Below are 12,398 nucleotides of genomic sequence, written 5' to 3'. Positions count from 1 at the left end.
GAGCCGCATATCCCGTACTGCGGGAAGGGGCGGGGAGGGGAACGCCTCCGCCTGAAGGCCTGGTGCCGCGACCGGCAATGTCTGCCCGTCAGGGAGCCCCGTCCAGTGCGTGCGATCGCAAGGCGGCCGGAAGCCCTTCGTAGCGGAGCTACCAGGGCTTTTGGCCGGCACAGCGAGCGTGCGTGCTGGACGGCGCGGCAGGGCAGAGGTTGCCGGGAGGGGCACTAGCGGCCGGTGCGCGCAAGCGCGCCGCGCCATCGCATGCCGTTGACCTGGCCGGGCTCGTCGCCGATGACGTACCGCACGCGCCGCCCGTGCACCCGCCGCGCCGGCGCACGGCAGCCGCGTGGGCGGCAGCCGCGGGCGAGGCGTGCGTACGGGTCGCGGGGCGCGCCGGAGACGGCTCCGGCGCCCGCCCGGCGCAGCGCGGAGCCCGGGGTCTGACCGGGACGGCGGCGGCGGGCGGTGGTCATGCCGGGGTCAGCTCCGACCGTGCCGCAGGGCCGGGTGCGCTCCCGCGGCCACCAGGTCGGCGACCGCCGACCTGGGGTCGCGGCCGGTCACCAGGGACTCGCCGACGAGCACGGCGTCCGCGCCGGCGTTGGCGTAGGCGATCAGGTCGTGCGGGCCGCGGACGCCCGACTCGGCGATCTTGACGATGTGCGCCGGGATCTCGGGTGCGACCCGCTCGAAGGTGGAGCGGTCGACCTTGAGGGTCTTGAGGTCGCGCGCGTTGACGCCGATGATCTTCGCTCCGGCGTCGACGGCCCGCTCGGCCTCGTCCTCGTCGTGCACCTCGACCAGCGGGGTGAGGCCGATCGATTCGGCACGCTCGATCAGCGAGACCAGCGCCTCCTGGTCGAGCGCGGCCACGATCAGCAGGACGACGTCGGCGCCGTACGCCCGCGCCTCCCACAGCTGGTACGCGGTGACGATGAAGTCCTTGCGCAGCACCGGGATGTCGACCTTGGCGCGCACGGCCTCCAGGTCGGCCAGCGATCCGCCGAAGCGGCGCTCCTCGGTCAGCACGGAGATGACGGCCGCGCCGCCCGCCTCGTAGTCGGCGGCGAGTCCGGCCGGGTCGGCGATCGCGGCGAGCGCGCCCTTGGACGGGCTGGAGCGCTTGACTTCGCAGATCACCTTGACGCCCTCGCCGCGCAGTGCGGCGACGCCGTCCTTGGCAGCCGGGGCCTTTGCGGCGCGCTCCTTGAGGTCGTCGAGGCTGACGCGCGCCTGCCGCTCTGCCAGGTCGGCGCGCACACCTTCGATGATCTCGTCGAGCACACTCACGCGAGCGGCCCCCTTCCGGGACGGTGTTGATGTATCGGGATCAGCCATGTCGATGGTATCCGCAGCAGGGCCCAGGGCCCGCATCCGGTCGCGGCCTGTCCCACTACCTGGGACTTCAAGGCACGAGCGCGGAGCCGAACGGCAGGTTCCGCACCACGCTGAAGATCACCAGCACCCCGCCGAGGGCCCACCACCAGCCGGTGGCGATGTTGATCCGCAGCGGGCGGTTCTGTACGGAGCGAATGAGCCACGCCACCCATACGAGGGCGAAGACCAGGTAGCCGGCGGTGGCGGCGGCGTTGGCGCCGAACGCGGTGCCCAGGTCGCCGTGGATGAACGCGTGGGCGCTGCGCAGTCCTCCGCAGCCGGGGCAGTAGATGCCGGTGTGGCGCAGCAGCGGACAGGCGGGGTAGTGGCCGGGTTCGTTCGGGTCGACGGTCCCGACGTACGCGAAGGCGGCGGCGACGCCGGCGAGCATGCCGAGCGGTGCGGCGAGGCGCCGCGCGAGCGACGCGTGGGGCGGGTGCGGCGGTGGGAGCGCGGGGCGGCCGGTGGGTCCGCCGGGCGGGGCCCAGCCGGCCCACGGTCCCGCCGGGCCGGGCGGGGACTCTCCGGGTGTGATCCCGGGGCCGGACGGCTGCGGGCCGGCGCTGACGGACGGAGCGGCCCCGTCGGGCGGGTCGGGCGCGGGGGCCGGATCCACGGGGACGGGGGCTGGGGAAGAAGGCATGGCGTCCACGCGCTGATTGTCCACGTTCAACGGCAGCGGCGCAGCCCGGCCGTGCCGGGCTGCGCCGTCGTGCGACATCCGCTCTGCGTGGTTCAGGCCGTCGCCTTCTCGCTCTCGCGGGCCGCCGCGCGGTTGCGGGCCTCCACCACCTCGGTGGGCTCCTTCGGCGTGCCGAGGCCGGCCACCTTCATGGCGCCGCCGACGACCGCGCCGAGCAGGATGAGCGCACAGCCTGCCCAGAAGCCGACCGGGCTGTTCGCCACCATGAAGACGCCCGCGACGCAGAAGCCGGTGAAGGCGATGATGCTGCCGGTCCAGGCGGCCGGGGTGTGTCCGTGGCTGCTGCCCGCCATGAGTTGCTCCTCGTTTCCAGTGCGATGTCGTGAGCCGGTGCTCGTACCGAGCCGGACGCTCGCTGTCATTCTTCCGTACGCCGGGGCGTCGGCCGATCCGGGGTCGGTTCCGGGCCGGACCGCGGCCGGAACCGGGGTCATCGTTCGCGGGTCGGGTCCTCGCCGCGGTCCAGGGCCTTCCACAGGTCCTCGGGGCGGTCGGGGTCGACCGGGCGCTCCTCGCGGGCGCGGGGGGTGCCGTCGCGTTCGTAGCGGCCGGACATGGACGGCCAGGCGCGGCCGTAGCGGAGGGCGAGGAGTCCGGCCAGCAGGATCAGTGCGCCGCCGGCGGCCGTGACGTACGGCCAGACCGTGTGCGACAGGGCCTCGACGGTGGCGGCCGCGTCGCCGGTGGTGCGGGCGGCCTGCTCGTCGAGCGCGCCGGAGCCGGACGCGCCGAGCAGCGCGGCCGTGGCGGCGCCGACGCCGCTCAGGGAGAGCAGCACGGCCACCAGGAGACGGCCCGCGCGGCGTACCGCGAAGAGGGCGACCAGCGCGGCGAGGCCGACGATCGCGAGCGCCGTGGGCACACCCGTGACGTCGGAGCCGCTGGCGTCGAGTGGGACGGATCCGCCGCCCACCGACGCGGCTCCCTCGGCCCAGACCCGGCCGGCCGCGAGCAGGACGACGGTCGCGCCGGCGGCGCCGAGGAACAGAGTGGCGGCCAGGCTGCGGCGGCCGCTCGTGGCGGCCGTCGCGGCTGCGGCTCGGGGCTGGGGTACGGGTACAGCAGTCACGCTCCCCACTATCCCTTACCGGCCGCCCGGTCACTCAGGCGGTTGGCCGTGTGGACGGCGCGCAGCACCGCGGCCGCCTTGTTGCGGCACTCGGTGTCCTCCGCGACCGGGTCGGAGTCGGCCACGACACCGGCTCCGGCCTGCACGTAGGCGGTGCCGTCGCGCAGCAGGGCGGTGCGGATGGCGATGGCGGTGTCGGAGCCGCCGGCGAAGTCCAGGTAGCCGACGCAGCCGCCGTACAGACCGCGGCGCGACGGTTCGAGTTCGTCGATGATCTGCATGGCGCGCGGCTTGGGCGCGCCGGAGAGGGTGCCCGCGGGGAAGCAGGCGGTGAGCACGTCGAAGGCGGTGCGGCCGTCCGCGACCCTGCCGGTGACGGTGGAGACGATGTGCATCACGTGGGAGTACCGCTCGATCGACATGAAGTCGACGACCTCGACGCTGCCGGGCTCGCAGACGCGGCCCAGGTCGTTGCGGCCCAGGTCGACGAGCATCAGGTGCTCGGCCCGCTCCTTCGGGTCGGCGAGCAGTTCGTCCGCGAGCTCGTTGTCCTCCTGCGGCGTGGCGCCGCGCGGCCGGGTGCCGGCGATGGGGTGGACCATGGCGTGCCCGTCCTCGACCTTGACCAGGGCCTCGGGGCTGGAGCCGACGACGTCGAAGCCGTCGAAGCGGAAGAGGTACATGTACGGCGAGGGGTTGGTGGCCCGCAGCACCCGGTAGACGTCCAGCGCGCTCGCTGTGCACGGGGTCTCGAACCGCTGCGAGGGCACGACCTGGAAGGCCTCGCCGGCCCGGATGCGCTCCTTGATGTCGTCGACGGCCGCCCGGTAGTCGGCGCCGCCCCACAGCGCGGAGAACTCGGGCAGTTCGGAGGCGGGCAGCGCGGCGGGCCGGGAGGCGAGCGGCCGGGCGAGGTCGTCCTCCATGGCGTCGAGCCGGGCCACCGCGTCGGCGTAGGCCTCGTCGACGCCGGTGTCGAGGTCGTTGTGGTTGATCGCGTTGGCGATCAGCAGGACCGTGCCGTCCCAGTGGTCGAGGACCGCGAGGTCGGAGGTGAGCAGCATGGTCAGCTCGGGGAGCTTCAGGTCGTCGCGCTCGCCGGGGCCGATCCGCTCCAGCCGCCGCACGATGTCGTAGCCGAGGTAGCCGACCATGCCGCCGGTGAAGGGCGGCATCCCGGAGGCCAGGTCGTGCGTGGGGGTACCTCCCACGCCGCCAGGCGTAGGGGGAGTGTGCAGGGTCTCGACGGTCTCGCGCAGCGCCTGCAGCGGGTCACCGTCGGTGGGGACGCCGACCGGCGGGTTGCCCAGCCAGTGCGCCTGCTCGTCGCGGGCGGTCAGCGTGGCGTCGGAGCGTACGCCGATGAAGGAGTAGCGCGACCAGGAGCGGCCGTTCTCCGCCGACTCGAGGAGGAACGTGCCGGTGCGCTCTGCCGCGAGTTTGCGGTACAGGCCGACGGGGGTGTCGCCGTCCGCGAGCAGCCGGCGGCTGACGGGGATGACGCGGCGGTCGGCGGCGAGCTTGCGGAACGTCTCGAGATCCATGGCGCCAGACCCTACTTGTCGAGCAGTACGTCGGTGTCGAAGCAGGTGCGGGCCCCGGTGTGGCAGGCGGCGCCGACCTGGTCGACCTTGACGAGCACGGTGTCGGCGTCGCAGTCGAGGGCCACGGACTTGACGTGCTGGACGTGCCCGGAGGTGTCGCCCTTGACCCAGTACTCCTGGCGGCTGCGGGACCAGTACGTACAGCGGCCGGTGGTCAGGGTGCGGTGCAGCGCCTCGTCGTCCATCCACCCGAGCATCAGCACCTCACCGGTGTCGTACTGCTGGGCGATGGCGGGGATCAGCCCGTCGGCGCTCCGCTTGAGGCGGGCGGCGACGGCCGGGTCGAGGCTGCTGGCGGGAACACTGCTGGTCATGTCCGCCATTGTGCCGTGCCGAAGTCGGTGGGCGGGCGGTGCGTCCACTGGGCGGACCCGGTGCCTCCGCCGTACGCTGGCGGCCATGTCGACCCATGCCAAGCGTGAACGGCTCCTTTTCGCAGACCTGTTGGAGGCGGTCGGCCCGGATGCGCCGACCCTGTGCGACGGCTGGCGCGCCCGGGATCTCGCCGCCCATGTGGTGATGCGCGAGCGCCGGCCCGACGCGGCGGGCGGGATACTGCTCGACGCGCTGAAGGACCGGGCGGCGCGGATCCAGGCGGAGTTCGCCGAGAAGCCGTACGACGAGCTGGTCCATCTCATCCGGACGGGCCCGCCGCGGATGTCCGTGTACGGGATCAAGCAGATCGACGAGGCCGCGAACACGGTGGAGTTCTTCGTGCACGCGGAGGACGTGCGCCGGGCGCAGCCGGAGTGGACGCCGCGCTCTCTGGACCGTGTGTTCGAGAACGCCCTGTGGTCGCGGCTGGAGAAGGCCGCGCGGCTGCTCGGCCGGAAGTCGCCCGTCGGTCTGGTGCTGCGCAGGTCGAACGGCCAGACGGTGGTGGCCCACAAGGGCACTCCGGTGGTGACGGTGACCGGCGAGGCGGGTGAGCTGACCCTGTTCGCGTTCGGCCGGCAGGAGGCCGCGCAGGTCGACCTGGAAGGGGACAAGGATGCGATCACCCGGCTGAGCGGAGCCGCGCTCGGCTTCTAGTGCCGCGACAGGGCAAAGGTTGCCGGGGGGCACGAGTGCGGCCCCGCTCAGCCGGGTCACCCGCTCCCGTGCCGTCAGCGGCCCCTGGCCCACTCGCCGTACGCGTCCTGCGGTTCGGGGGCCGTGGCCGGGGGCTCCGGGGGCGCGGCCAAAGACGCGGGGCGCCGCCACAGGATTCTCGAGCCGGCCAGCGCCAGCAGGAAGCCGGCCGGGATGGTGACCAGGCCCGGCGTGTGGAACGGGAACCAGTGGAAGTCCATGCCGGGGAAGAGCGACGTCGGGGTGCCCGACGCCGCCGGTGACCAGACCATGAGCACGGCGATCAGCGGCAGCGTCCCGTACACCGCCCAGCGCACCCCGCCGGCCGTGAAGTGCCGGCGGAAGATCGCGTACAGCAGTACGGGCGGCAGCACGGACGCGGCCCCGGCGAACGCGAACGAGAGCAGCACCTGCGGGTTGCGTCCGACCGTCTGCGTCGCGACGAACACCGCGAGGGCTCCGACGACGGCGACCGCCCAGCGCGCCAGGCGCACCTCCCCGGCCATGGAACGCCGCCCCCGGCCGCCGACACGCGTCGGCCCGGCGAGGTCGCGGGTGAAGGCGGACGCGGCGGCGAGGGTGATCCCGGCGACCGTGGACAGGGTGGTGATGAACACGGCGCAGGCGACCACGGCGAACAGCAGGCTGTGCCGGGGGCCGCCGGCCTCGGGGTCGAGCGCTGTGGTGACCATGAGCAGCGCCGAGTTGCCTCCCGGGTCGACGGCGGCGATGTTCTTCTGGCCGACGAGAGCGGCCGCGCCGAGGCCGATGACGACGACGCCGGCGCAGAGCACGGCGACGGGCCCGACGGCCCAGCCGGCGGCGCGGCGGGCGCTGCGCGTGCCGCGCATGGGATGCAGCCGCATGGTGATGTGGGGCATACAGGCGGCGCCGAGGACGAGCGTGAGCATGAAGCCGGTGAGATCGAGCCAGCCGACGAAGCCGCGCCCGAACTGCAGCCCCGGCAGGGCGTACGAGCTGCCCGGGCTGTTCTGCCGGGCCGCGTCGAAGAGCGAGAACGGCGACCAGCCGAAGCGGCCCAGGACGATGCCGGCGAGCAGCACCACCACGGCGACCACGATGACCGTCTTGAGGATCTGGATGTAGCCCGTGCCGCGCATCCCGCCGAAGGCCGAGTAGCAGATCATCAGGGCGCCGCTGGCGACGGTGCATCCGGTGAGGGCGCCGGGCGGGAGGCCGAACATGGACGTCATGATCTTGCCTGCGACCGCGAGCTGGACCACGAGCAGCGGGAACAGGACGACGATCGCGGCGATCCCGAGGGGCACGCGGACGGAGCGGTCGGCGAGCCGCTCGGTGAGGAAGTCGCCGAGCGTGTAGATCCCCCCGCCGCGCAGCGGCTTCGCCAGCACCAGCATCACCAGGACCAGCGAGGCGACGGTGGCCATGGCGAAGAGGATGCCGTCCGCGCCGACGAGGGCGACGGAGCCGGTGGTGCTGAGCAGGGTGGCGGCGGAGACGTAGTCCCCGGCGACGGCGAGCCCGCCGCCGACCGGGCCCAGCGTGGCGCCGCCCGCGTAGAAGTGCTCCGGGTCGTCCTGGTCGGCTGCGGCCAGGCCGCACAGCAGCAGCGACACCGTGACGAACGCGAGGAAGACGACCAGGGCGAGGGAGCGGCCCTCGAACCCGGCACCCGACGCCATGGGTCCGACCAGGTGGATATCAGATGACATGCCGGGTAGATCACCAGCGGGACCGGTACCGCGTACAGCGGCCGGTCCGGCTTCGGTGCCCGTGCACAGTCACGGGCACCCCGGGGTGTGCGGCGTCACACCCCCAACTGCCCCTAGGGCTCCAGCAGTCGGCGGGCGGTGAGCGCGAGGGAGACCTCGACGACGTCGGACGGCCGGGACAGCGAGCGGCCGGTGAGCTGCTCGAAGCGGCGGAGCCGGTTGAGGACCGTGTTGCGGTGGCAGTAGAGCCGGGTGGCCGCGCGCTGCGCGGATCCCTCGGCGTCGAGCCAGACGGTGAGCGTGTCGACGAGGAGGTCCCGGTCGGCGGGGTCGATCCCGTACAGCGGTCCCAGTACGCGTTCGGCGAGCGCGCGGCCGAGATCCGGGGAGGAGACGACGACGGCGGCGGGGAGGTGGTCGTCGAGGAGGACGACACCGCCGGCGCGGGGGCAGGCCCGCAGGGCGGTGGCGGCGAGTCTGCGGCCCGCACCGATGGCGGCGAGCCCGACGACGACCGAGCCGATGCCGACGCGGACGCCGGGGGCTGCCTCCACTCCCGCCGCGAGCGCGGCGGGGTCCAGGGGCCCCGCGGGTGGGGCGGCGGGCTCCTCGCCCCCGGGGGCACCGGCCGCCGGCCGGCGGTCCGGGTCCGCGAGGTGCACGATGCCCAGCTCCGCCTCCGGCGTGGAGTGCCACACCACGGGGACGCCCGGCGGCAGCGTGACCGGCGGGCCCGCCGGGTGCGGGTGGGGGGCGGCGGCCGCGATCACCACGAAGCGGCCGTCCTGCGGTACGCCGAGCAGCGAAGAGGCGTCGGGCAGGTCGGTGATGCGGGCCGTGCCGTCGAGCAGTGCCGCGGTCGTCAGCCGCAGCCGGTTCTCGCGGCGCCACTCCATCCGGCGCTCGGTCTCGCGGTAGGCGTCGGTGACGACGGCGCAGTGCTCGTCGACGAAGTTCCAGACGTCCGCCGCGACGTGGACGAGCAGCCGCACGTCCTCCGGGTGGCGTCTGGCGGTCTCGTCCACCAGGCCCTGCCAGACCATCGCACCGCCGATCCGGTACGCGTGCAGCACCGCGTCGAGCGGTATGCCCTGCTCGGCCCGGTAGGCGCCGATCGCCCGCGAGGTGCGCCGGGCGATGTCCCGGCACTCCCGGGGGCGGATCAGGGACGCGACGTTGTGCCGGAGCGACTGGTGCACCTCCTGCCACACCTCGGACGCGTCGGCGTCGATCGCGGCACGGTACGCGGGCTCCTGCTCGCGCAGCTCGCCGACCAGGGTGGTGGTCAGACCGACGACGTCGTCCAGCAGCACCTGTGCGGCGCGGTGCAGTACGGCGAGCGCGTCCGCGTCCAGCAGGGAGCGGGTGCGGTGCGCGGCCGCATGAGGGGCGGGCACCGCTCTGACGCGCGAACGGACGAGATTCGACATGGGCGGCCTCCACCAAGGAGTCGGCTCGCTCCGGCGCACCCCTGACCTCGGGCACGCCGGATCTACCTGACGCTCGCAGAATGGCATACCGCCCGGTCGGTACCCAGGGGTTTACGGCATTCTTCTCATCACGGTCCAGCAACGCGAGCCCGCCGGCTCAGGATCCGGAGCGTTCCAGGAGGCGGGCGAGCTCGGTCCGGGAGCGTACCTGCAGCAGCGCGAAGACGTTCCGCAGATGATGGTCGACGGTCCGGGTGCTGACGGACAGCCGCAGCGCGACCTCCCGGTTGGTGGCGCCCTCCGCCACGTGGTGGGCGATGCGCCGCTGCTGCGGAGTGAGCCGGTCCAGCGGCCCGCCCCCGGTGTCACCGGCCACCGCCTCGCCCGCCGCCCGCAGCTCGCCCTGGGCGCGCTCGGCCCAGCCGCGGGCCCCGCAGTGTTCGAACGCGACGAGCGCGTCCCGCAGCGGGCCGCGGGCCTCCCTGGTCCTGCGGCGGCGCCGCAGCCACTGCCCGTACAGCAGCAGGGTGCGGCCCCGCTCGAAGTCGCCGCCCGCCCGGTCGTGGTGGGCGAGCGCCTCCTCGTAGCAGGCGGCGGCCTCCTCCGGCGGCGCGAGCAGGGCGCGGCAGCGGGCCAGCTGGGCGGGGGCGAGCGGGTCCGCGGTGCTCGCCGCCCACCTCCGGAACTCCCCCACCGCCACCGCCGCGCCGCCCGGCCGCCCCGCGAGCACGGCGGCCTCGACGAAGCACGGTACGGCGAGCATCCGCACCGCGAAGTGGCCCTGCCTCGGTCCGGGCCCGACGAGGGGGCCCAGCCGGGCGGCGGCCTCCGCGCACCTGCCCGCCGCCAGGTCTGCGCGGCCCACCGCCCAGACGGCGAGGCTCCCGGCCTGGGCGAGACCGTGCGCCACGGCGGCGGCGGCCGCGGCGTCGGCGTGCCGCGCGCAGGCCTCCGCGTCGCCCTCGACGGACGCGGTCAGGGCGAGCACGGCATGCAGGTGGGCGGCGGCGTTGCGCCGGCCCAGCCGGCCGGCGGCCCGCAGACCCTCCTCCGCGTGCACCCGGGCGCGCGCGTGCCGTCCGGCGCGCAGCTCCCCGTACGCGAGGTGCTCCAGCGCCTGGGGCAGCAGCATCTGGGGCCCGTGCACCTGTACGGCGGCCAGGGCCCGGGCCCCGGCCCGGCAGGCGGCGTCCACGTCACCGACGACGAGCGCGGCGGCCGCGGACCGCAGCAGCCCGACCGGCTCCTCGCCCCGCTCCGCCGCCTCGACGCACCTGCGCAGCAGCCGGTGCCCCTCGTCGAACCGCCCGGCGAAAAGCGCCAGTACCCCGGTTACGTACACCCCGAGCGTGTCCTGCCCCTCCGGCCCGCCGGCGTGGCCGGAGGGAACGCCTCCCGCCGGTGTCCGACCTCCGCCCGGCCCGGCGGCCAGGTCCGCCGCGACCCCTCGAGCACCCGCCAAGGCACCGCCCTCGCAGTCCGCCCCGCCGACAGCCGGGCCGCCCTCGTCCGACTCCGCCACGACACCCCGAACCAACACCGGGCCCTCGCCCGGCCCGGCAGCCAGGTCCGCCGCGACCCCTCGAGCACCCGCCAAGGCACCGCCCTCCCAGTCCGCCCCGCCGACAGCCGGGCCGCCCTCGGCCGGTTCCGGCCTCCGGGCCGGCGTCGGGACCGGCCAGGGAGCGGTCCGCCCCCCGGGCCGGCGCACGCCGGGAGGCGGCACCGCGGCGCACGTGCCCGGCGCGGCGGCCGGGTCACCCGTCGCCGGGCGAGGGGCCGGGGCATCACCGGCACGCGTCGGGACGCGGGCGAGGGCCGCCGCGTAGGCGGTGGCGTCGCCCATGGACCAGGCGGCCTCCGCCGCCGCGAGGAGGGCGGCGGTCGAGCGGGCGGTGTCGTGGTCGGACAGGAGCGCGGCGGCCGCGAGCAGGAACGCGTGGGCGTCGGCGACCGGGCCGTCGCAGAGGGCGAGCAGACCGCGTACGTAGGGGGTGTGGCCCAGTGCCGGTGCGGCGCGGACGCGGGTCAGCAGGGCGCGGGCGCGAACCGGGTCGCCGCCCAGCCAGGCGTGCTCGGCGGCCGTCGCGAACCGCACGTCGCGTGGGGTGTCGTCGGGCGTGAGCTCGGCGGCCCGCGCGAGGGCCGTGGCGCGGTCGGGGTGCGGCCCGGGTGCGGCGGCCGCCCGGTCCAGGGCGTCGGCGAGCGACGGGTCGTGGCCGCCCGCCGCGCAGCCCAGCTGGACCAGCCTGGCCCGGACGAGGTGCGGCCCGTCCAGCGCGGCGGCCAGCAGCCGGTGCGCCGCGCGCCGGCCGGCCGGCTGCGCACCGCGCAGCACGGCGGTGCGCAGCAGCGGATGCGTGAAGTGGATGCGCGCGCCGTCGCCGTGGAGGACGCCCGCGCGTTCCGCGGGCCGCAGCCGTTCCGCGTCGAGCCCGGCGGGGCGGGCGGCCCGCATCAGCAGGGCCGTGTCGGCGCCGGCGCCTTCCGGTTCGTGCTCCTGGGCCGCCGCGGCGAGCAGCAGCAGGAAGCGGGTGTCGGCGGGCAGCGCCCGGGCGCGGGCGGCGTACGCGTCGAGGACGTCCTCCGCGCCCGGCAGGGGGTGCGGCAGCGGCGCGTGGCCGGCGAGCTGGTCGGGGGTGAGGCTGCGGGTGAGCGCGGTGAGCAGGCGCGGGTTGCCGCCGGCCTCCCGGCACAGTTCGTCCCGTACGACGGGGGCGGTCCGGTCGTCGCCCGTCAGCCGGTCGACGAGCGCCGCGGCGGCCGTGTCGTCGAGGGGCCCGAGCCGTAGCCGCGGCAGTCCGGTGAAGGCGTCGTGGCCGCCGGGTTCGTCGGTGGCGGTGAGCAGGACCGCGACGCGGTCGCCGGGTGCGAGGCGGCGGGCCGCGAACCCGAGCGCGACGCGGGAGTCGTGGTCCCAGGCGTGCGCGTCGTCGACGCAGACCAGCAGCGGGCCACGGGCGCCCAGCGCCCGCAGCAGTCCGAGAAGCGCGGTGGGGGCGGGCCCCGGCCGGGTCGCGTCGTCGGCCTCGGGCGGCAGGGGTCCGGTCGCGGAGCAGAGCAGTGCGTGCAGTCCGCTGTACGGCAGGGTGGCCTCGGCGGGGGCGGCGCGGGTGTGCAGGACCGCTCCGCCGCGACGGCTCCCGACGGCGTGGCGCACGAGCGCGCTGCGGCCGAGGCCGGGGGGCGCGGTGACGACGAGGGTGCTGCCGCAGCCCTGTCGCAGGAGGGACAGCGTTCGGTCCAGTAAGGCGAGTTCACCGTTCCGGCCGTACAGCCGGTGGGGACTGTGCACGGTCGTCGATGGGGTCACGGCGAGCAACTTACTGCCGCGTAAACACAGTCCGGAAGAGCCGCGTCCGCCGCATTGGGCCGGGCCCCAGCGGTGACCGCTCCGCGCTGTGCGCCCGCACAGCGCTGCCGGTGGGGCCCCGCGCGGCCCGAGCGGTG

At 75.4% G+C, this 12,398-nt stretch carries 11 protein-coding genes; 1 reads left to right on the top strand and 10 read right to left on the bottom strand.

Annotated elements, in window-relative coordinates:
• Window positions 1-224: 224 nt before the first annotated feature.
• The 7 genes from trpM to hisI all read right to left on the bottom strand — a co-directional run bounded on the left by trpM (window position 225) and on the right by hisI (window position 5,067).
• Window positions 225-473, bottom strand: coding sequence for a tryptophan biosynthesis modulator TrpM (trpM, locus tag ACFYOP_RS09145; protein ID WP_356891969.1), 249 nt, complete (start codon window positions 471-473; stop codon window positions 225-227).
• 7 nt (window positions 474-480) lie between these two features.
• On the bottom strand, window positions 481-1,290 hold the full coding sequence (gene trpC, locus ACFYOP_RS09140) for an indole-3-glycerol phosphate synthase TrpC (RefSeq protein ID WP_356891971.1): 810 nt from the start codon (window positions 1,288-1,290) through the stop codon (window positions 481-483).
• 115 nt (window positions 1,291-1,405) lie between these two features.
• Entirely contained in the window at window positions 1,406-2,020 is a 615-nt protein-coding gene (locus ACFYOP_RS09135; RefSeq protein ID WP_388451162.1) for a DUF2752 domain-containing protein, read from the bottom strand.
• 92 nt (window positions 2,021-2,112) lie between these two features.
• Complete coding sequence (locus tag ACFYOP_RS09130; protein WP_356891975.1) at window positions 2,113-2,373, bottom strand: HGxxPAAW family protein; 261 nt, start codon at window positions 2,371-2,373, stop codon at window positions 2,113-2,115.
• A gap of 137 nt (window positions 2,374-2,510) precedes the next feature.
• On the bottom strand, window positions 2,511-3,158 hold the full coding sequence (locus tag ACFYOP_RS09125; protein WP_356891977.1) for a TIGR02234 family membrane protein: 648 nt from the start codon (window positions 3,156-3,158) through the stop codon (window positions 2,511-2,513).
• Window positions 3,158-4,693, bottom strand: a complete 1,536-nt coding sequence (locus ACFYOP_RS09120) for an anthranilate synthase component I (RefSeq protein WP_356891979.1) — start codon at window positions 4,691-4,693, stop codon at window positions 3,158-3,160. The genes ACFYOP_RS09125 and ACFYOP_RS09120 overlap by 1 nt, the downstream gene beginning before the upstream one ends.
• Before the next feature lie 11 nt (window positions 4,694-4,704).
• Window positions 4,705-5,067 carry a phosphoribosyl-AMP cyclohydrolase gene (hisI, locus tag ACFYOP_RS09115; protein ID WP_264242792.1) on the bottom strand — a complete coding sequence of 121 codons (363 nt, stop codon included), beginning with the start codon at window positions 5,065-5,067 and terminating at the stop codon, window positions 4,705-4,707.
• 85 nt (window positions 5,068-5,152) lie between these two features.
• On the opposite strand from hisI, the gene ACFYOP_RS09110 reads away from it, so the two are divergent.
• Window positions 5,153-5,785, top strand: coding sequence for a TIGR03085 family metal-binding protein (locus ACFYOP_RS09110; protein ID WP_356891981.1), 633 nt, complete (start codon window positions 5,153-5,155; stop codon window positions 5,783-5,785).
• A 74-nt stretch (window positions 5,786-5,859) separates the two neighbouring features.
• Here ACFYOP_RS09110 and ACFYOP_RS09105 read toward each other — a convergent pair whose 3' ends face one another.
• The 3 genes from ACFYOP_RS09105 to ACFYOP_RS09095 all read right to left on the bottom strand — a co-directional run bounded on the left by ACFYOP_RS09105 (window position 5,860) and on the right by ACFYOP_RS09095 (window position 12,261).
• Window positions 5,860-7,518 (bottom strand): cation acetate symporter, encoded by a 1,659-nt coding sequence (locus tag ACFYOP_RS09105; RefSeq protein WP_356891983.1) that lies wholly within the window; start codon window positions 7,516-7,518, stop codon window positions 5,860-5,862.
• Between the two features lie 113 nt (window positions 7,519-7,631).
• Window positions 7,632-8,948 carry a helix-turn-helix domain-containing protein gene (locus ACFYOP_RS09100; protein WP_356891985.1) on the bottom strand — a complete coding sequence of 439 codons (1,317 nt, stop codon included), beginning with the start codon at window positions 8,946-8,948 and terminating at the stop codon, window positions 7,632-7,634.
• Between the two features lie 157 nt (window positions 8,949-9,105).
• Window positions 9,106-12,261 (bottom strand): LuxR C-terminal-related transcriptional regulator, encoded by a 3,156-nt coding sequence (locus tag ACFYOP_RS09095; protein WP_356891987.1) that lies wholly within the window; start codon window positions 12,259-12,261, stop codon window positions 9,106-9,108.
• Window positions 12,262-12,398 lie beyond the last annotated feature (137 nt).

Source organism: Streptomyces sp. NPDC006294, assembly GCF_042870895.1.
GTDB lineage: Bacteria > Actinomycetota > Actinomycetes > Streptomycetales > Streptomycetaceae > Streptomyces.
The sequence above is the reverse complement of the archived record's forward strand: the minus strand, read 5'-3'. Positions and strand labels throughout refer to the sequence as shown.